Origin of the sequence: Kosakonia quasisacchari (assembly GCF_004331415.1) — a bacterium.
Classification (GTDB): domain Bacteria; phylum Pseudomonadota; class Gammaproteobacteria; order Enterobacterales; family Enterobacteriaceae; genus Kosakonia; species Kosakonia quasisacchari.
Map to the genome: position 1 here is coordinate 1 of NZ_SJOP01000016.1, position 20,775 is coordinate 20,775.

General features: G+C 53.4%; 16 protein-coding genes and 2 tRNA genes. 9 read left to right on the plus strand and 9 right to left on the minus strand.

Going from position 1 to position 20,775, the window contains the following annotated elements:
- Nucleotides 1-283: 283 nt before the first annotated feature.
- From E0L21_RS16775 to E0L21_RS16790, 4 genes are all read left to right on the plus strand, one after another.
- Nucleotides 284-850, plus strand: coding sequence for a hypothetical protein (locus E0L21_RS16775; protein WP_131411457.1), 567 nt, complete (start codon nt 284-286; stop codon nt 848-850).
- Complete coding sequence (locus E0L21_RS16780) at nt 823-1,032, plus strand: hypothetical protein (RefSeq protein WP_131411459.1); 210 nt, start codon at nt 823-825, stop codon at nt 1,030-1,032. Before E0L21_RS16775 ends, E0L21_RS16780 begins: the two co-directional genes overlap by 28 nt.
- A gap of 613 nt (nt 1,033-1,645) precedes the next feature.
- Nucleotides 1,646-1,722, plus strand: a tRNA-Val gene (locus E0L21_RS16785).
- Nucleotides 1,723-1,734: 12 nt separating this feature from the next.
- Nucleotides 1,735-1,811 (plus strand) — tRNA-Val (locus tag E0L21_RS16790).
- A 171-nt stretch (nt 1,812-1,982) separates the two neighbouring features.
- On the opposite strand, the gene E0L21_RS16795 is transcribed toward E0L21_RS16790, so the two are convergent.
- Nucleotides 1,983-7,973, minus strand: a complete 5,991-nt coding sequence (locus E0L21_RS16795) for an AIDA repeat-containing protein (protein WP_131411461.1) — start codon at nt 7,971-7,973, stop codon at nt 1,983-1,985.
- A gap of 31 nt (nt 7,974-8,004) precedes the next feature.
- On the minus strand, nt 8,005-9,261 hold the full coding sequence (locus E0L21_RS16800) for an autotransporter strand-loop-strand O-heptosyltransferase (RefSeq protein ID WP_131411463.1): 1,257 nt from the start codon (nt 9,259-9,261) through the stop codon (nt 8,005-8,007).
- 790 nt (nt 9,262-10,051) lie between these two features.
- Between E0L21_RS16800 and ynhH the strand changes: the two genes are divergently transcribed.
- The 3 genes from ynhH to E0L21_RS16810 all read left to right on the plus strand — a co-directional run bounded on the left by ynhH (nt 10,052) and on the right by E0L21_RS16810 (nt 12,219).
- Nucleotides 10,052-10,246: a protein YnhH gene (gene ynhH / locus E0L21_RS25535; protein ID WP_456237420.1), complete on the plus strand. Its 195-nt coding sequence runs from the start codon at nt 10,052-10,054 to the stop codon at nt 10,244-10,246.
- 14 nt (nt 10,247-10,260) lie between these two features.
- Nucleotides 10,261-11,673, plus strand: coding sequence for a pyruvate kinase PykF (gene pykF, locus E0L21_RS16805; protein WP_131411465.1), 1,413 nt, complete (start codon nt 10,261-10,263; stop codon nt 11,671-11,673).
- 309 nt (nt 11,674-11,982) lie between these two features.
- A complete protein-coding gene (locus tag E0L21_RS16810) occupies nt 11,983-12,219 on the plus strand; it encodes a major outer membrane lipoprotein (protein WP_007374746.1) in 237 nt (78 codons plus the stop codon).
- Between the two features lie 69 nt (nt 12,220-12,288).
- On the opposite strand, the gene ldtE is transcribed toward E0L21_RS16810, so the two are convergent.
- From ldtE to sufA, 7 genes are all read right to left on the minus strand, one after another.
- Entirely contained in the window at nt 12,289-13,305 is a 1,017-nt protein-coding gene (ldtE, locus tag E0L21_RS16815; RefSeq protein WP_131411467.1) for a L,D-transpeptidase LdtE, read from the minus strand.
- Nucleotides 13,306-13,407: 102 nt separating this feature from the next.
- On the minus strand, nt 13,408-13,824 hold the full coding sequence (gene sufE / locus E0L21_RS16820) for a cysteine desulfuration protein SufE (RefSeq protein WP_017456581.1): 417 nt from the start codon (nt 13,822-13,824) through the stop codon (nt 13,408-13,410).
- Between the two features lie 14 nt (nt 13,825-13,838).
- A complete protein-coding gene (gene sufS, locus E0L21_RS16825) occupies nt 13,839-15,059 on the minus strand; it encodes a cysteine desulfurase SufS (protein WP_131411469.1) in 1,221 nt (406 codons plus the stop codon).
- On the minus strand, nt 15,056-16,327 hold the full coding sequence (sufD, locus tag E0L21_RS16830) for a Fe-S cluster assembly protein SufD (protein ID WP_131411471.1): 1,272 nt from the start codon (nt 16,325-16,327) through the stop codon (nt 15,056-15,058). Before sufD ends, sufS begins: the two co-directional genes overlap by 4 nt.
- Nucleotides 16,302-17,048 (minus strand): Fe-S cluster assembly ATPase SufC, encoded by a 747-nt coding sequence (gene sufC / locus E0L21_RS16835; protein WP_131411473.1) that lies wholly within the window; start codon nt 17,046-17,048, stop codon nt 16,302-16,304. The genes sufD and sufC overlap by 26 nt, the downstream gene beginning before the upstream one ends.
- A gap of 17 nt (nt 17,049-17,065) precedes the next feature.
- Nucleotides 17,066-18,553 (minus strand): Fe-S cluster assembly protein SufB, encoded by a 1,488-nt coding sequence (sufB, locus tag E0L21_RS16840; RefSeq protein ID WP_131411475.1) that lies wholly within the window; start codon nt 18,551-18,553, stop codon nt 17,066-17,068.
- 8 nt (nt 18,554-18,561) lie between these two features.
- The gene (gene sufA, locus E0L21_RS16845) at nt 18,562-18,918 is read right to left on the minus strand and encodes a Fe-S cluster assembly scaffold SufA (protein ID WP_131411477.1); all 357 of its coding nucleotides are present in this window, start codon (nt 18,916-18,918) and stop codon (nt 18,562-18,564) included.
- Nucleotides 18,919-19,363: 445 nt separating this feature from the next.
- On the opposite strand from sufA, the gene E0L21_RS16850 reads away from it, so the two are divergent.
- Nucleotides 19,364-19,552, plus strand: coding sequence for an Ecr family regulatory small membrane protein (locus E0L21_RS16850; RefSeq protein WP_131411479.1), 189 nt, complete (start codon nt 19,364-19,366; stop codon nt 19,550-19,552).
- Between the two features lie 168 nt (nt 19,553-19,720).
- Nucleotides 19,721-20,512, plus strand: coding sequence for an alpha/beta fold hydrolase (locus tag E0L21_RS16855; protein WP_131411481.1), 792 nt, complete (start codon nt 19,721-19,723; stop codon nt 20,510-20,512).
- The last annotated feature ends 263 nt before the right edge of the window (nt 20,513-20,775 follow it).

Sequence of the window (20,775 nt, forward strand, 5' to 3'; positions counted from 1 at the left end):
TCTGTGCACAACAAAAATAGCCGCCCTTTGGCGGCCATCTCTTCGCTCGCTAATTAAGCAATTCGCAAAAAAAGACATATCCTATACAACTATATATCCTACATGACCAATATATATTGACCAATACGCCAGTATTACCTTTGATTTTATTCAGTATAAAAACCTTCACAAATATTTATTTGAAAACAAACCAGGATAATTCTACTTTTAATTTGTTGGCAGACAACCTACCTGCCAATAATGCAATTAACATTCAGCTTTCTACTCGTAGAGGATATTTTATATGTTCACGACAGCTTATGCTATGAATGCGTCCGCAGGTTTTCAGTCTTCCATTTCTGATGGCAGCAGAACAACACTGGGTAAAGGACAAGCAGTAACTTATACCAATCTGCCTAACCAGCCAGTAGCAATTGTGGTTTATAATAATACCGGTAACACCACACCCTTTAATGTCGCTTATAATAACCAAAAACCGCAAAATTACAGCGTGCAGTCAGTTCAGGGACAGGGTTTTTCGCTGGGGCTCGCGTATCTTATTGACCCAAGCGTAACGAAAGCGTTTGAAATTACCGTATCCGTGCCCGATCAGGCGCAGCAGAATTCGTCAGTCGACGTTTATGCCGTTAGCCTGTTCTTACCACTGAGCGGAATTAATAACATTCAAATTCCGACCAATGGTAATGCGGTTTCTTTTAGTGGGTATTCTCGCGCTTACGCAACACCGGATCTGGCATGGTACGATTTAAATATCAACTCAACCAGCACCGGTTTGGTTGGGCTTTTTTTGAAGACAGCACAATCACAGTGGTGGGTATTAATATGCCGAAAGAATCCAGCGCGGCATTGAAGAAAGTTGTTATTAATACATCCGGGAGCGGTGTTCCGGATAGCAATATTGCGCTTGTGGTTGAAAGTGGCAACCTTTATCAGAACTCTATTTTCGGCACCTCCAGCCAAATTGTTTATTCTCCCGTATCACCGGTAAATACCGTTAGCGATGGTAGTATTTCACTACAAAAAATCTCATAAATAAACGCAGACTTATTTAACCTGTCATCGAAAGATAATAAAATAATCACAGGTTCATTTTTTATTTCTATGCACACTATTTTATGGGCCTTCACGTGAAGGCCCTCTATTTCTTATGTTGATTTGGACGCTGACTATTTACCGCGATCCACATTTTCACTTCATTCACGATGTCCTGTGGGCTATCTTCTCGCTCTTCCGGCGAAGAGATGTTTCATCTAAGGCAGCGAGATGCTCGGCCAGACGTTTTAAATTCTCCGCGCATTGTTCCAATCGCAGCGGCGGTTCGTTTAACGCCCCACAGAGATCCCGCAAAAATATTTAAAGTTAACTGAACGATGAACAAACTGCCGAATCATCCAGAATCAGAACAAAAACGAGGGAAACTCTGTGCTCAGAACAAGAAGTCATGCAGTTGATATTGAGAGAGGCGCGCAGCCGACCAGGGTTAATTTGATGAATGATTAAGATTTATTCTTTTACATCAGTAAAATAGCCGCATCTTGCGTAAAAGTTCCGCAGTCGAGCGAATTGCGTAAGAAATTTGCCATTTTCCACTTGCCACATCTCCGGCCTGCCGCTAATATTCGTCCCCGTTGTCAACCACAACATTGCGTTCATAGCTCAGTTGGTTAGAGCACCACCTTGACATGGTGGGGGTCGTTGGTTCGAGTCCAATTGAACGCACCATTCCTTTTCAGTGCGTCCGTAGCTCAGTTGGTTAGAGCACCACCTTGACATGGTGGGGGTCGATGGTTCGAGTCCATTCGGACGCACCATTCTTAGTAACTCTCAGTTTTTTATCTTTCTTTATTCATCTCAGCATGATCATCACCGCCACGCCGACTGCGCGTTAGCAACAGTGATAAAACGCCCTTCCCCGTATGCGCTGCAATCACAGACAAAAAAGCCGCACCTTGCGGCACGGCTTTCGTGTTAACCTCGGGCTATCAGAAGCCGACTTTCAGCGTGATTTGACCGCCGTAGCCGCCGGTGCCTGCGTCGTCGATGCTCCGGGTGTAGCCCGCGCGCACCCCGAGGGTAACGTTATCGCGGATCTGACCGTCGATGCCGACATCCAGCGCCGCAGCGGTGCCGTCCTGATCCGGATTGAACGCAACCTCGCTGCCTGCTACGCCTGGCGCGCTGACGTTTAGCGTGCCCTTCGAGTCGAAGGTCTGGATGAAGGACGGACGCACCCACCAGCTTACCGGTACCGGTTTACCCGTCTCTTTCAGCGTCGCGTTGTTGCCCAGACGCAGACCGGCACGCACCTGCTGGCTGTGGCCATCGCCGAACTGCACATCTGCAACGTCATCATTGCCATCTTTCAGGTTCACGCCGCGATACTGGTACTGCACCTGCGGTTCCAGCACCAGACCTCCGCCAATCTCAAATGGCAGACCGGTTTCGAAGGAGCCAACGTAGCCCCAGCCGTGGGTTTTCAGACCGTCACCATCGCGCGGGTTGGTATCGAAGTTGTGGCGTGTGCCCTGGGCCACCACATCCATCCACCAGCCGCTCTCATGCACACCGTTGAGATAGAGGCCGCCGCTGTAGGCGTCATCGCGTACCGTACCGGCTTTCGACTTGTCGTTGCGCTGCACGTCGACGGCAGAGAGCCCCGCCGCACCGTACACCCCTACGGTCCATTCCATAGCAGAGGCCGATCCCTGCCACAGATCGCTACCGATCTGCAGGAAGGTATAGCCGCCTTTACTATCCGGCGTGTTGCCGCTGCGCAGATCGTTGCTGCCGTGATCGTGGCTCAACTGACCGGCCTGGAAACGGGCCCACATGTTGCTACCGCTTTCGGCTGCGGTACGCGCCGCATAGCGACGGGCATCCAGCGAGCCGAGCAGCGCACTGTCGTAGTCCATTGCCTGCGCATAGACGGAGCTATAGAGATACGTCGCCGAACGGTAGTTCTGCGGGCCGTTCTCGTTGCTGCCGGCAGCAGCGGTAGTCAGATACCAACTCTCATCAGCGCTGCCCTGTTGCAGGGTGTAGTTATACGCACCTGCCTGCAGGCTACCGTTGAGACTGAAGGCATCATCGGTCGTGGTCGCGCCATTGATGGCATTCACCACCTGAATGCCGTTGCCGGTGGTACGCACACCCAGACCGCCCTGGCTGCGAATGGCAATCTGCGTATTCCCGGTGGCGGTGCCGCCATCCAGCACCAGGCTGTCACTCACTGCGCTATTACCGTTAAACAGGGTGTTCAGGGTAATGGTGCCGCCATTGCCCACCAGGTTGGTGACGGTGAGGGTTTTTGGGACAAACGCCCCGGTCGGTGTCTGGTAATCGATCGAGCCGCCCAGCGTCAGGTTATCGAGCAGGGAGTTGTCGGTCATCAGCCAGTTTGAACCGGCATCAACGGTCAGATCGGTCGGGTCGATCATCCCGGTCAGCGTGGTGCCTTTGGTCAACTGCAGCGAGGTGCCGCGCTGGGCGATGATGTCGGTCACGGCATCCAGCCCGCTGAACACCAGCGTACCGCTCTGCAGATAGGTACCGCCCGTCTGATTAAGCGCACCGCTCAGGGTCAGCGTGTTGTCACCTTCTTTATACAGTGTACCGTTGCCGTTGATGGCCGCGTTAACGGTGCTGGCGCTGGTATCGGTGGTGATGCGCAATTCGCCGCTATTGTTAACATTACCGGCAAGCGTCGCCCCGTCGTTGACTTTGGTTACGCCGGTCAGCATACCGCCCTCGGCGACGCTCAGCGTACCGTTCTCACTGACCACGGTGTTGTTGGCGCTGCCGTCAGCGGCAACCGACAGCAGACCACCGCCTTCCAGCAGCACGCTTTCCGCAACCTTATTGGCAATGGAGAAGCGGCCAAGCGCGTTAGTGCCGTTGAGCGTGGTGTCGGTGCCCGCCATCAACGCGGCGCCGCTATTAAGATTGATATTGGTGACCGTGGCGCCATCTTCCAGCGCCAGTATGCCGCCACGCTCAATCGCCGTCAGATCCGCCGCGCCCCCGGCGCGAACGAACTGGGCACCGCCTTTGCTGACGGTAGTGGCAATAGCCGTGCCGCCGGAGGTGACACTCTGGGTGCCGTTTTCGCTGACAGTGGACGAAGTGACGATGCCGCCCTGATTGACTACCTGATCGCCGACCACCTGATTGTCGATAACGATCGCTCCGTCATTAACGTTCTGGATCCCGCCCTCACGGATAATGGTGGAGATCACCGTCCCGCCGCTGTTGACGTTCTGAGTACCGCCACCGTTAATGGTGGTACGGGTAGCGGTACCGCCGTTCAGCACGTTCTGGATCCCGCCCGCCTGGATGACGGCAAGTATCGATTCCCCCCCGCTATAGATATTCTGGATACCGCGCTCGTAGATCATAGTGCGAGTCGCGGCCCCGCCCCGGTAGACGTTCTGCACGGCCTTCGCGGAAAGATCAGTATCGACTGCACTGCCGCGCACATTCTGTTGGCTGGAGTTGATCATCGAGGTGTTCACCGCCGTCGCGCCCGCAGCGATGTTCTGCACTGCAAAATCATCCATCAGGTTGTTTTGCGCACGCCCACCGCGGTACACATTCTGGATGCTGTTACGGTTACGGGTATCGGTCACCACCGCACCGTAGTAAATGCCCTGAACCGCACCGTCGCTCAGCACGGTAGAAGTGGCTGAACCCCCGCTAAAGATGCGCTGTTCTGCACGAGTGATTTCCGACCCGGTGGTGGTGCCGAGAACGTCCTGAATGCCGCCATCAATCACAATAGAAACTTCGGCATTGGCGTTTTTATTGATCACCTGATGCCCGCCGTTTTTCACGATGCTGACAATCGAGGTACCGTCAACCACCTGCAGGCCGCCATCGACAAACGTGAAGTCGGTGACGCCGCCAGTCGCAACGTTTTGTCTGCCGCCGGTGGAGATGGTGCCACCGTAGGTGTAACCGCCCGCGTTGAGGTTCTGCACGCCCCCCTTCTCGACGCGTGTTTCGAAGGCCTGCCCGCCGCTGCCGATATTTTGCGTACCGCCCAGCAGGCGCGCTGCGAAGGATTTCGCGCCGTTATTGACGTGCTGCTCACCGCCGTTCATCACGGTGGAGATCGCCACAGCGGAGTTACTGAGGATCTGTGTCCCGCCAGCGTTAATGACGCTCTGGCGGGCCCAGCCGTACGGGTCAACGATCTGCGCCCCGCCGTTATTAATCACCGCGTCGAACGACTGACCGTGTACGCGCTGTACGCCGCCGCTGTTAATCAACGTCCCACTAGCCTGACCGCTCTTGGTCACCAGTTGTACCCCGCCGTCGCTGATGCTGGTGTCGGAAGCCGAGCCTTCTACCAGTTGGGTACCGCCGCCGAACACCGTGCCGTCAGATGCCGCGCCGCCAGCGGAAATGTGTTGCACCCCGCCGTTATTCACGATCGAACCGGCAGCGAGGCCACCGTAGTTGACGATTTGTTGGCCGCCGTCATTGATCACTGAGGAGATGGCCGTACCGTCTACGCTCTGCACGCCACCGCTGTTGATATGGGTGTCGGTAGTTTTACCGCTCGCTGCCACCAGTTGCATCCCCCCATCGCTCAGGCTCGTGCCGGAAGCGGTACCTTCCACCAGTTGCTTGCCGCCGCCGAAGATGGTGCCATCAGACGCCGCGCCACCGAGGTTGATGTGCTGCAGGCCGCCGCTGTTCACCGTGGTGCCTGCCGCCAGACCGCCGTTATTCACCAACTGGATGCCACCGTTGCGCACCACCGCCGAGGTCGCGTTGCCATCAACGCTCTGCACACCGCCACTGTTGATCAGGGTGCCGGTCGCTTTCCCGGTGGCCCTGACGATCTGATAAGCACCGTCACTCAGGCTGGTACCGGACGCCGTGCCCGCTACCACCTGTTTACCGCCGCCGAAGACGGTGTTATCAGATGCCGCGCCGCCGAGGTTAATATGTTGCAGGCCGCCGCTGTGGACGGCGGTGCCTGCCGCCAGGCCGCCGTTATTCACCAACTGGATGCCGCCATTGCGTACCACGGATGAGGTAGCGCTGCCGTCGACACTCTGCACGCCGCCGCTGTTGATTTGGGTGCCGGAGGTTTTGCCGCTGGCCTGCACGATCTGCAGACCGCCATCGCTGACGCTGGTCCCGGACGCAGTCCCTGCCACCAGTTGTTTGCCGCCGCCGAAGATGGTGCCATCAGACGCTGCGCCGCCAAGGTTGATGTGCTGCAGGCCACCGCTGTTGACGATAGAACCCGCGGCCAGCCCACCGCTGTTCACCAGTTGCACGCCGCCGTTGTTCACGACGGCTGAGGTCGCCGAACCGTCAACGCGCTGCAGACCGCCGCTGTTGATAAGCGCCCCCGTAGCAATGCCACCCACCTGGACGTGCTGGATGCCGCCGTCGCCGATGACGGTGTCGCCCGCCATGCCTGCGACCTGCTGCGTTCCCCCTAGCAGCGTCGTTTTTGATGCCGCGCCGCCGGCACGCACAATCTGCACGCCATCTTTGTCGACGCGGGTATTGTTCGCATGACCGCCGCTGCGGATCAGCTGTTTACCGCCGGTATAGACGGTCGTGCCGTTAGCCGTGCCGTCAACATCCTGGAAACCGCCGTCATAGATTTTGCTGTCGATGGTTTTCCCGGTAACGTGGACTTGCTGCACACCGCCTGAGTCCACGCGGGTGTCCGATGCCGTACCTTCGACAATCTGGCTACCGCCAAACAGCAGCGCATCCGAGGCAGCGCCGCCTTCGTTGATGTGCTGCAAACCACCGGAATTAACCAGCGAGCCTGCAGCAAGCGCGCCGGAGTGGATAAGCTGCACCCCGCCATCATTGACCACGGCAGAGATCGCCGTACCGTCTACTGCCTGAGTGCCACCGCTGTTGATGATGGTGTCGGTGGCTTTGCCGGTGGCCTGCACAAGCTGGTGACCGCCGTTGTTGATGCTGGTGCCGGAGGTCGTGCCGGCAACAACTTGCTTACCCCCGCCAAACACCGTGCTGTCGGACGCTGCGCCACCTTCCTTGATGTGCTGCAGGCCGCCATTGTTAACGGTAGCGTTGTCCGCCAGCCCACCGCGGTTCACCAACTGGGTACCGCCGCTGTTGACGACTGCGGAGACAGCGGTGCCGTCTACGGTCTGCGTGCCGCGGTTGTTGATGATGGTGCCAATGGCTTTGCCGGTTTGCTGAACCAACTGTGCGCCACCATCGTTGAGGTGCGCACCGGATACCGTGCCGGCCACGATTTGATTGCCGCCGCCAAAGATGGTGGTGTCGTCAGCGGAACCGCCGACGTTAACGTGCTGGACTCCACCGTTGTTTACCGTTGCATCCTGAGAGAAACCGCCGCTGTTGATGAGCTGGATGCCGCCTGCGTTAATGACGCCCTGGACTGAACTGCCGTTAACGGCCTGCACGCCGCCAGTGTTAATAATCGTCTGGCTTGCCAGCCCGCTTTCCAGCACAGTCTGCACACCGCCAGCGCCGACAATGGTGCCATTAGCCCTGCCGGCGATCGCCTGCGTGCCGCCGCTGTTAAGCTGCGTGCCAGTTGCCGTCCCGTCCGCTTCAACAATCTGTGCCCCGTCAGTGACAACGGTACCGGTCGTCTGTCCGTTCTGCCGCACTATCTGCGAACCGCCGTCCTGAACGCGGGTATCCACGGTCTGACCGCCCGCCACCATCTGAGTGCCACGGGTGCTGATGGTATGGTTGGTGGTTAAGCCGCCAGGACGCACGTTCTGTACGCCTTCCTGCACCACTTCATCCCGCGTCGAACCAGTGACATCCGGGGTAAACGCCATCGCCCCGCTGCTTGCGAAGATGCCGCCCACCGCCGCCGAGATCAACACCGCGCCGCCTGCACGCTTGCCTTTCGCTCGGGTCAGTTCTGAAACCACCACAAACGCCCGCTGAACGTCATTCCACACCAGCCGGTAACTGCAGTTAAGACTTTTTTTCATTTCTATGTCCTCGAAACCCGTCTCTCATCCGTCAGGCGGCATGTTGATCGGGGTCTGCCAATGCTGTTGTTTTGATGCCAAAGGGATTGCTTCGCAGGGCAATCAGCCGACGAAGATGGCCGATGACCTGCTTGCCAGTGATAAAACGTGTGCATTCGTACTGCCGGTCCGTGCCTTTGTGGCGCGGACACCAGAAATAGTCCTGATGATCAAAATTAAACCGCACGTCATCCCAGCAGCCGTTGCAGACATGGGTGTTGATGACGCGCCAGGGGGTATGAAATTCGCTGTTCGGCAGGCTGAATCCACTGATCAGCACCACCGGAATACGGCAGCCCCAGGCAAGCCAGGAGAGACCGCTGCCGAGGCCGATGAAAAATTCGGCGTGCTCCAGCAGCGCCACGCGTTCAGAGAGGGGCAGACTGCCGGTGAAATCTTCTGCGCCGTGGGGGATTTTGTTCCAGATGTAACCGCGGCCTACCACGCGCTCTTTGTCGATACACAAAACGCGGTAGCCCTGCTCTTTCAGATAGTCGATGACTTCATACCAGCCGTTGCCGTTGTTCCAGAATTTGGCCTGGCTAGTGGACTGGGTCGCGATGCAGACATAGGGTTCGGCGATACGACGCGGGCTGCGCTGGCGCAGATCCGGAACAATTTCCGTAGGGTCAACGCCAAGAATATGCCCGGCGGTTCGGTGCAGACCCACGGATCGAAAATCAAATGGCTGCTTGTCGAGATCGCCGTGGAAAAACAGCCCAACGCGCCAACTGGCGTAAGGCGGCTCGCTCACGCCCGACTCAGCCTGCCACTCTTCCGGGGTAGCGCAATTAAGCTGCGGATAGACCGGCTTGAAGAGATCGACGATCGGCTGCGCCATGGTGCAATAAACGTTGCACTGGTACGTCTGTCGAAAGCGTTCGGCGTAAGGAACCCAGCCGATGAGATCGCCCAGCGTACCGCTGGGAAATGAAACCAGTACCGTTTTGCCGCGCATATCCAGAACGTGGTCCAGCAAAGGCTCCGACTGGACGCCGTCCCAGACCCGTAAACGAAACGGCACATAATATTTTTTTGTGCTGATCACCCAGCCCTGCACGACATCGTCGGCAAACAGGATATTTCCCGTTTCGTCATCGCTTATTTCTACCCGCCAATTACCGGCCGGCAACAGTAACCGGGCACCGTCATTAAAATCATACAGGATACCCATCGGCCCCTGCTGGGTCGGAATTTCTGGCGGCGGAATAAAAGCACATCCATGCCCAACAACGGCAGAAGTCGTCATTACCTAACCTTCATCATGAGTAAACGTATTAAATAAGGCTGGCAGTAAATAATAAGCAGGCACCAGCCGACCTCCGGAGGTAATAATCCGGAATGAATATTTTTATAAATTCATTGTGTCTCATTCAGAGACGTTTAAGAGTAGTAACAAGGCGTTTTATTGCAAACTCTTTCAAAAAGTTAAGATCTATATATATCAATTATTTAGTTTTTATTCATTTACGCCACCCATTCACGTTTCACATAAAAAACAATGAGTTAAACATCAGAAAAAGCAAACGATTTAGGATTATCCTTAAAGCAAACTTTATGCGAAAACGTGATATCAATTCAAAAATATAAAATATATTTCTGGCTTTTTAAGGAGTGTTCAGCCGATATATCCGCTTCGCTGACATGACAGAGGGAAGTAAGAGAAAGGCCGTCTCGGCAATTATTTAAAAAGCAAACTGGCGCACATTTTTTATTTAATTCATGCCAGCACATGCTGACTCGAAAAAATAAACAGAACAATCTTATTGTTTATTTTTCTCATTCACGAAAGGCGCGGGTAAATAAGCGTAGTTGTAGCAGAGTAATCATGTCGCCACAGAGTCGGCCATACTGATGCCGCCACTATGGCCAGGCCACAGGCAGCCTCGGTTGTGCAACGGTTGCGCAATTATGTGATAACGGTTACACAACAAATCGATAATGACGATAAATTCGTATTTTGAAACAGCGTTTTTAATTCCTTTCTGTCACTGTCGACGCTATAATGCCGCCATCCTAATTTGAATGGATTCAGCTGATTGAACTGTAAAACAAATTACTCACATCAATTTTTCCCCGATCTGGCTGAATCTCAGGCACACATTCTTCTGCACGCTTTTTTGATGTCACCTATCCTTAGACTGTGGCATCGCTCTTTTCGCAACACAGGTTTGACTCCGGAGCCGTGCGTTAACCGGAGCGTAAATTCCCAATCCTTCTCAACTCAAACTTAAAGACCAGAACTGTCATGAAAAAGACCAAAATTGTTTGCACCATCGGTCCGAAAACCGAATCCGAAGAGATGCTGGCGAAAATGCTGGACGCTGGCATGAACGTCATGCGTTTAAACTTCTCCCACGGTGACTATGCTGAGCACGGCCAGCGCATCAAAAACCTGCGCAACGTGATGAGCAAAACCGGTAAAAAAGCGGCAATTCTGCTGGACACCAAAGGCCCGGAAATCCGCACCATCAAACTGGAAGGCGGCAATGACGTCTCCCTGAAAGCAGGTCAGACTTTCACCTTCACCACTGACAAATCTGTTGTCGGCAACGCGGATACCGTTGCCGTGACTTACGAAGGTTTCACCAACGATCTGAGCGTTGGCAACACCGTGCTGGTAGACGATGGTCTGATCGGTATGGAAGTGACCGAAATCGTTGGCAATAAAGTTATCTGTAAAGTGTTGAACAACGGCGACCTCGGTGAAAACAAAGGCGTAAACCTGCCTGGCGTTTCCATCGCCCTGCCGGCGCTGGCTGAAAAAGATAAGCAAGACCTGATCTTTGGTTGTGAACAAGGCGTCGACTTTGTTGCGGCCTCCTTCATCCGTAAACGTTCTGACGTCGTTGAAATTCGTGAGCACCTGAAAGCACACGGCGGCGAGAACATTCAGATCATCTCCAAAATTGAAAACCAGGAAGGCCTGAACAACTTCGACGAAATCCTCGAAGCGTCTGACGGCATCATGGTTGCGCGTGGCGACCTGGGCGTTGAAATCCCGGTTGAAGAAGTGATCTTCGCGCAGAAGATGATGATTGAAAAATGTATCCGCGCTCGCAAAGTCGTTATCACTGCGACCCAGATGCTCGATTCTATGATTAAAAACCCGCGTCCGACCCGCGCTGAAGCTGGCGACGTGGCGAACGCCATCCTCGACGGCACCGATGCAGTAATGCTGTCTGGCGAATCCGCTAAAGGGAAATACCCGCTGGAAGCCGTGACCATTATGGCCACCATTTGCGAACGTACCGATCGCGTGATGACCAGCCGCCTGGATTTCAACAATGACAGCCGTAAACTGCGCATTACTGAAGCGGTTTGCCGTGGCGCTGTTGAGACAGCTGAGAAACTGGAAGCTCCGCTGATTGTTGTTGCGACTCAGGGCGGCAAATCTGCTCGCGCAGTGCGTAAATACTTCCCGGATGCCACTATTCTGGCGCTGACCACCAACGAACTGACCGCGCGTCAGCTGGTGTTGAGCAAAGGTGTTGTCCCGCAACTGGTGAAAGAAATCTCTTCTACAGATGATTTCTACCGTCTGGGCAAAGAAGTGGCGCTGGAAAGTGGCCTGGCATGTAAAGGCGACGTAGTTGTCATGGTTTCCGGTGCACTGGTTCCGAGCGGCACAACAAACACTGCCTCCGTACACGTTCTGTAATAATAACCGGACAATTCGGACTGATTAAAAAAGCGCCTCTGTGGCGCTTTTTTTATATTCCCGCCTCCATTTAAAATAAAAAATCCAATCGGATTTCACTATTTAAATCGGCCATTATCTAAGATGAATCCGATGGAAGCGTGCTGTTTTAACACGCGTTTTTTAACCTTTTATTGAAAGTCGGTGTTTCTTTGAGCGAACGATCAAATTTAAGTGGATTCCCATCAAAAAAATATTCTCAACCTAAAAAACTTTGTGTAATACTTGTAACGCTACATGGAGATTAACTCAATCTAGAGGGTATTAATAATGAATCGTACTAAACTGGTACTGGGCGCGGTAATCCTGGGTTCTACTCTGCTGGCTGGTTGCTCCAGCAATGCTAAAATCGATCAGCTGTCTTCTGACGTTCAGACTCTGAACGCTAAAGTTGACCAGCTGAGCAACGACGTGAACGCAATCCGTTCCGACGTTCAGGCTGCTAAAGATGACGCAGCTCGCGCTAACCAGCGTCTGGACAACCAGGCTCACTCTTACCGTAAGTAAGAGTACCTGTAATGAAATGGCGCACTCGGTGCGCCATTTTTTTTGCCTTTAATTTGCCCGTCCTTTCGTCTACTGCATTACCGTCTCATGTTGGGATTCTGCATCCACCGTTGTTCCTTTCGCACTGTTCAGTACGGATAACACACTTTCTTGCGACGCTGCCGCCGCTGTCTTGACCGGAATCGCTATCGGGTAACCTGCCCGACGATTCAACGCTTGCGTAATCATTCCACTATCGCCGCCGGCATGGTGAATAAAAGTCTCGAGCGCCGGAGAGAAGTTGATAGGCACCGTCTGCGTATTTTCTTCAACATTTTGTGCCAGCGGACGATGCACCTCAATAAAATGTCGCCCATCAGGCTCTACGGCGTATTTCACCGGTTCGTTGATAATCGTCACGCGCGTACCAGCCGCAACTTGAGCAAACAGCGCCTGGATATCCGGTGCATTCATACGAATACAACCAGAACTGACGCGCAACCCAACGCTGTCCGGCGCATTCGTACCATGAATGAGATATTCACCATTGCCAATTCCCAGACGCAGCGCAAAGCGCCCTAGCGGGTTGTTTGGCCCTGCAGGTATTACCGGTGGCAATTCAATGCCGTTCGCCAGTGAACGTGCGCGAATACCTGCCGTTGGTGTCCAGGTTGGGTTCGGGATCTTCTGGCTGACTCGCGTCACAGAAACCGGCGTTTCCAGCCCCTGTTGGCCAATACCTATCGGGTAAACCTGCACACTATTTTTTCCCGGCGGGAAATAATACAACCGCAATTCAGCCAGATTAACCACAATCCCTTCGCGCGGCGTATCGGGCAAAATCATTTGTGAAGGGATGGTGACGATCGTGCCCGGTCTCGGTATGGGCGCAATCGTGTTATTGGCTTCAAGGATCAACATTGCTGCTGTGTCGAAATGGCGGGCGATCGCCTGCAGGTTTTTATCCCCCGCCTGCACGGTATAAGTCTGGTTTTGCCCAATTACACGGCTACCGTCGGCAGGCAGGGGATATTCTGCCGCACGAGCCACCTGGAGTGCGCTTAAAGCGCCGAAAAGACATAAGGAGAGCAAAGACGCGCGTTTCATACGGGAGTTCCTGTATCCACTGACAAGGTGTCAGAAAGCTGAAGATCCAGCGAGGCGTTCAATGCCTCGCGTCGTAACAGGATGAAAAATGGTCTTTTAAGTTTAGCTAATGTTGGCGGCTTTGTTGCGAATCGCGCGAATCATTGCTTCAAGCCCTTGCGAGCGGGAGGGGGTCAAATGTTGCGTGAGGGACATTTTTTCAAACCACGGGCGTACATCAAACGCCACAATATCTTGCGCGGTCATCTGCTGATAGAGCACAAAGACGATGGCAATAAGTCCTTTGACAATAGCAGCGTCGCTATCGCCAGCAAGCTCCATAACGCCCGCTTCATTACGATGCATGACAATCCAGACCTGGCTCTGACAGCCCTGAATAATGTTCTCAGGATTGTGTGCTTCGGCACTTAATTCCGGTAGCCGCTGCCCCAGTTCAATAATATAGAGATACTTCTCTTCCCAGTTGGCACAGCGGCTAAAATTGCGCAGCAATTTCTCTTTATCGGGTAATGCGGCCATTTTTGCCTCTCAGGTTAGCCCAGCAACTGATGAATGCGTTTCAGGCCAGCCACCAGACGATCCACCTCTTCTTCTGTATTGTACATAACCAGCGACGCGCGACACATAGCGGGCACATTGTAAAACGCCATTAGCGGCATCGCGCAGTGGTGCCCCGTGCGCACTGCAATGCCGTAATTATCGAGGAAACTGCCGACATCATAGGCGTGATGTTTCCCGAGATTAAACGCGATTACCCCCTGGCGCTGCGCCGGGCCATAAAGCGTCAGATCCGGCACGTCCGCCAGCGCGTTGAGTGCGTAATGCATCAGCGTCTGCTCGTATTCACCTATCGCCTCCAGCCCCAACTTGTGGACATACTCAATTGCCGCGCCAAGCCCGATAATACCGCCCGTATTCGGCGTACCGGCCTCAAAACGCCACGGCGCTTTCGCATAGGTTGTGCCTTCAGTCAGGCTAACGGTGGCGATCATTGAGCCGCCCCCTTCCCATGGCGGCATATCCTGCAAAATGTCCTCTTTGGCGTACAGCACGCCAATACCGGTAGGTCCATACAGTTTATGGCCGGAGAAAACATAGAAGTCGCAGTCCAGCGCCTGCACATCCACCGGATGGTGCATTACTGCCTGCGCGCCATCCACCAGCACTTTCGCGCCATGCTGATGCGCCAGCGTAATGATGTCCGCTACCGGGTTTTCGGTCCCCAGCACGTTTGACACCTGAGTTATCGCCAGTAGACGCGTGCGTTTATCGAGCAGCGTTGGCAACACGTCCAGTTGCAGCGTGCCATCCTGGTTGAGCGGGATCACGCGCAACTCAGCGCCCACGCGCTCGCACAGCATCTGCCACGGAACAATATTGGCGTGGTGTTCCATCGCGCTAATAATAATGTTGTCGCCCGCGCGCACCTGGCTGGTCCCCCAGCTGTTCGCCACCAGGTTAATTCCCTCGGTAGTACCGCGTACAAACACCAGCTCTTCCGGCAAACGTGCATTAAGAAACGCCGCCACCTGCACCCGCACGTTTTCCATCCGCTGGGTGGCTTCCGCGCTCAGCGTATGAATACCGCGGTGTACCGCCGCATAACCGTGGCGGAAAAATTCAGCCTCGGCATCAATCACCTGGTTCGGCTTTTGCGCACTGGCCGCACTGTCGAGATAGGCCAAAGGGAGTCCGTTCACTTCACGCTGTAGCACCGGAAAATCGGCACGAACGGCGTTCACGGGAAAACTCATATTCTGCCCCCTGCCAGGCGCTGGCTGATACGCGCCAGAACCTGTTGTTTCAATGCTTCGTCGCTAATGGCTTCCGTAAGTTCAGCCGCGAAAGCATGGATTATCATCTGTTGCGCCGCCTGTTGATTGATCCCGCGCGAGCGCAAATAAAACATCTGTTCATCGTCGATGCGACCAATTGTCGCGCCGTGACTACATTTCACATCGTCAGCATAAATTTCCAATTGTGGCTTGGTATCCACTTCCGCCAGACGCCCGAGCAACAAATTATTGTTGGTCATCTGCCCGTCGGTTTTGATGGCGTGTTGCGCAACCTTGATCAGGCCATTAAACACCGCGCGGCCTTTATCGCTGACGATGGTTTTATGTAGCTGACGGCTGTTGCAGTAGCCCTGATTATGCTCAAGCCAAGTGCGGGTATCGCAGACTTCCGATTTCACGGGCATCGCCAGGCTGTTGATGCGCAACTGCGTGTTTTCGCCATTAAGTTGCGTACTGGTGTTATGGCGCAACACGGCCCCGCCGAGCAGGAAACTGTGGCTGTCTGCCGCCGCATCTGCCGCAAGCAAAATGTCATTATGCGCAAAGTGGTAGCTATACGGGTTTTCAAACACCAGTTTGACGTGGTGCAGATGCGCATTCGCCGCCACATTCATCGTCAGACGTGAACCGGTAAAGTGGCGCGCGTCGTTCAGGCTGACGTAGTGTTCGTAAACCGTCGCTTCCGCGCCCTGGGCAAGCTCAAGATGGTGGCGGTAATGGGCGGTATTCATCTCGTCGCCCGCCAGCCCTTGAGTAATATGCATAAGCAGCAATGGCTTAGCCGGCCGCTGATTACGCGCCACCTGAATCCAGGTCACGCTCTGCGCCAGGCTTTCTGTCAGATGCAGGAACACTTCCGGCTGCACCGGCGCAGGCAGATCAGCCCGCACATCAGCAAAACTGATCTCAAAACCGGAACCGGCAGTCTCGTCGCTCAGCGCCGCGTTAAACTGACCATCGACAAACACCAGCCGCACGGCATCCACTGGCAATGCCAGCGCATCGCGCTGTGCGGCACCAATCGTGCCGGAGGTGCTAACAAACTGGCTATTCAGCAAGCCTTCCAGCGGCGTGTATTTCCAGTTTTCATGTTTGCGTGTCGGCAGCCCTAAACGCAGCATTTGCTGCAGATGCTGCTGCGCCGATTCAGAACGCGCCCCGCCCTGGGTTTCAAACAGATGATGCCACTGTTGCAGCGCGTTACTGCTGTTCGGTAAGCCAGCCATAGCCCTGCTCCTCCAGTTGCTTAACCAGCGTGAAATCACCGGATTTCACGATGCGCCCCTGATACAACACATGAACGAAATCCGGCTTGATGTAATCCAGGATCCGCTGGTAGTGCGTGACAATGATAAATGCGCGTTTTTCGTCACGCAGCGCATTCACCCCTTCTGCAACAATTTTCAGCGCATCAATATCAAGGCCGGAGTCCGTTTCATCCAGAATGCACAGTTCAGGTTCCAGCACCGCCATTTGCAGAATGTCGTTACGTTTTTTCTCACCACCAGAGAAACCAACATTGACCGAGCGGGTAAGCAGATCTTCCGGCATCTTCAGCAGCTTGATTTTGTCTTCCATCAGATCCTGGAAGTCAAACCGATCCAGCGCCTCTTCGCCGCGATATTTACGGACCGCATTAAGCGCAGTTTGCAGGAAGAATTGGTTACTGACCCCGGGGATCTCCACCGGATACTGGAAAGCCATGAACACGCCTTCACCGGCACGGTCTTCCGGCGAAAGCTCCAGCAAATCTTTGCCTTTAAACTCGATGCTGCCGCCCACCACTTCGTAATCTTCACGTCCGGCCAGCGTCGCAGAAAGCGTACTTTTCCCGGAGCCGTTCGGCCCCATAATTGCGTGAACTTCACCGGGGCGCACGTCCAGGCTCAGGCCACGCAGGATCTCTTTATCTTCAACGCTTACCTGCAAGTCTTTAATACTTAACATTTCTTATCCTTTCATTCTTAACCGACGCTGTGTTCAAGGCTGATAGCCAGCAGTTTTTGTGCTTCAACGGCAAACTCCAGCGGCAGTTCAGAGAAGACGTCTTTACAGAAACCATTGACGATCATGGAAATGGCATCGTCTTCACTGATTCCGCGTTGCAGGCAGTAGAACAGTTGGTCTTCACCGATACGCGATGTTGTGGCTTCATGCTCAAGCCGCGCGCTGTTATTGCGGCACTCAACATACGGGAAGGTATGCGCGCCGCAATCCGGGCCAATCAGCATCGAGTCGCACTGCGTGAAGTTGCGGGCATTGGTCGCCGTCGGCATGATTTTCACCAGCCCGCGATAGCTGTTCTGGCTATGCCCGGCGGAGATCCCTTTCGAAATAATCGTCGATTTGGTGTTCTTCCCGATATGGATCATCTTGGTGCCGGTATCCGCCTGCTGATGCCCGCTGGTCAGCGCGACAGAGAAGAATTCACCGATCGAGTTATCACCGCGCAGAATACAGCTCGGGTATTTCCAGGTAATGGCGGAGCCCGTCTCAGACTGCGTCCACGACATCTTGCTGTTTTCGCCTTCACACAGCGCACGCTTGGTCACAAAGTTGAGGATCCCGCCGGTGTTGTTATCCCCCGGGAACCAGTTTTGCACCGTGGAGTATTTCACTTCCGCGTCTTTGTGGATGATGACTTCCACCACCGCTGCGTGCAGCTGATAGCTGTCGCGCACCGGTGCCGAACATCCTTCGATATAGCTGACGTAGCTCCCTTCATCCGCCACCAGAATGGTGCGCTCGAACTGGCCAGTTTTTTCTGCATTAATGCGGAAATAGGTCGACAGTTCCATCGGGCAACGCACGCCTTTCGGGATGTAGATAAAAGTGCCATCTGAGGCAACGGCAGCGTTAAGCGCGGCGAAAAAGTTGTCATTAGAAGGCACCACCGTTCCGAGGTATTTTTTTACCAGTTCCGGATGGTCATGAATCGCCTCACCAAATGAACAGAAGATGATGCCTTGCTCTGACAATTTTTCACGGTACGTCGTCGCCACGGAGACGGAGTCAAAAATGGCGTCGACCGCGACTTCTTTACCTTCGCGCACTGGTACGCCGAGTTGGTTAAAGGCCTCTTCAACTTCTTCCGTCAGCCAGGCATTTGAACCGGTCTGTTGCACTGCACCAGGCTGAGAGGCACAAGTGTCGTCGCAATTACCGCAAGAAGGCGCAGAGTAGTAACTGTAATCCTGGTAATCCAGTTTTTCGTAATGGGCTTTCAGCCAATGCGGTTCTTCCATCTCCTGCCATGCCCGGAAGGCATTCAGGCGAAACTCAAGCATCCATTCCGGCTCGTTGCGTTTCGCAGAAATGGCCCTCACGACATCTTCACTGATGCCTTTTGCCAGCTCGTCGGTGCTCAACCGGGTAAAAAAGCCCTCTTTATAATTGAGGTTGCCACCGGTCCAGGTTTTGACATCGTCAGTTACTTCAGTATTACGAGACATAGTACCGCCTATACCCCGAAACTTTCGCCACAGCCGCATTCGTGCTGTGCTTTCGGGTTATGAAATTTGAAGATCTGATTTAAACCTTCGCGCACATAATCTACTTCGGTGCCGTCAATAAACGGCATCGCTTGTAGCGGTACGTAAAGGCGTGCACCGTCAGATTCGTAAAGCAAATCGTCTTCGTTCGGCTCCGTCACGGTATCGAGTACATAACCAAAACCTGCGCAACCGGTCTGCTTGATACCAAGCCGCACGCCGAGCACACCAGCCTGCTTACTGGCTAACGCACGGATGTGTTCTGCGGCAGCGGGCGTCATGCTTAGCCCCCGCCACGTAAAATCTTGCGGATTAAATGATTCCATCGTTTACCTCACATCATCAGATCAAAGGCTCATAATGCTATGTTAGTGATAATGATTATCACTTCAACCTCTTTTCCGAAGGGTTATTACCCACAAGCCCTTTTTTTCGGCACATGCTATAAGCATAGACTCTGCGCAAAGGCTTTACAGGCAAGTGAAAATTTGTTTAATAAATTGATAAATAATGACTTTAGAAGGCACAGCGGCGGGTAAACGGTGAAAAAGAAAAGATGCATAGCTAATACCTATTATTGAGATAGGATTTTGGAATTTTTTAATGCGAAAAGTGACTCGCTTATCAAACCATTATCTTTTCGCAAAACGGCGTCCTAACGGCGCAGCCCCACTTCAGCGCTTTGCGCTTTAAAATTAATCTCCAGTGATATCAATAGCCCGCATGTCGCTGACAAAATAGTCATAGTAAAAAGTTGAACCGGATGCTGGAATGAGTGTCCGAAAACGAGAATTTCTTACCACATTTGAGCATGTTATGGATAAAACGGCGTTGATTTTGCTGCTGCTCGCGGTGGTGGTTTTGGTGGTGGGTTTATGGTCAATATTCAGCGAAACGCTGTGGGTGGTTGTGAGTTTCCTGGAAACGTTGCTTTACCCCACTATCTCCACGCCGGGGTGACATTACGACGTTGAGCTGTTCTGGTTGCTATAGCACAAATAGCATTGGGATAAGAAAACACGTTCGAAAAGAGAAGATTAACCTTTTCATTTCTGAAATGAAGTCAGTAAATATTCAGTTTTTGAAAATGTGCTCACGTCGTTGAGCCATCAAACAAGGAGAGTATTGATGAATGCAAAACCAATGATGTCTTTTTTAGATAGCGGAACGGGTTTTCCCGTGCTGTTGGGCCATAGCTATTTGTTTGATAAATCGATGTGGTTGCCGCAAATGGAAATGCTCAGCCAACACTTTCGTGTAATAGCGCCAGATTTGTGGGGCCATGGTGATTCTCCCGCGTTGCCCGGCACGCTCTCTTCTTTGACCGATATTGCCGCAGACCATTTAGCCTTAATGGACTCGCTCAATATCGACCAGTTTGCCGTGGTCGGCTTGTCGGTTGGTGGAATGTGGGGAGCAGAACTCGCTGCCGCCGCACCGGCGCGGGTTAAGGCTGTGATGTTATTTGATACTTTTATTGGCGATGAAACCGATCTGGCGCGTGAGCGCTACTTCGCGATGCTCAACGCCATCGATGCAACGGGCACCATTCCCCCTGAGTTACTCGACTATATTGTCAGCCAATTCTATTCGCAGTTCGCCTTGCCTGCAGACGTTCAGCAGCTCACCGCTTACCTTTCCTCCCTTTCTGCAGAGCAGTTACGCAGCAGTATTGTGCCGCTCGGTAAATTGATTTTCGGCCGACCGGATCGTATGGCCATTCTGGATTCTGTAACATGCCCGGCGCATGTGGCAACTGGCGAGCTGGATCTGCCGCGCCCGCCAGTGGAAGGGCGGCAGATGGCAGAAGCATTAGACTGTGAATTCACTCTGATTCCGAATGCGGCGCATATCAGTAACAGAGAGAACCCTGAATGTGTTTCGCAGTTGATTGTCGATTTTCTGAAACAACATTGCTGATCCTTCATCACATTGCCAAAGTCGGACAATGAGCACATCCGGCGAGAGTACATTGCTAACCATTTAATTAACCGGGCGGGAAACGGGATCAGACGATAAGTTTTCCGTTCGTTTTTTATTATTACCGAGCAGGCTATAACCGTCATAAAACTGTCATTATATTTTTATTTTCGCCAGTCTATTTTTACGCCTATCCCAAATACACCTTTAATTCGGCTGATAATCAGCGATACCAAAGAAAGCAATAATGCCTGGGGTTTATA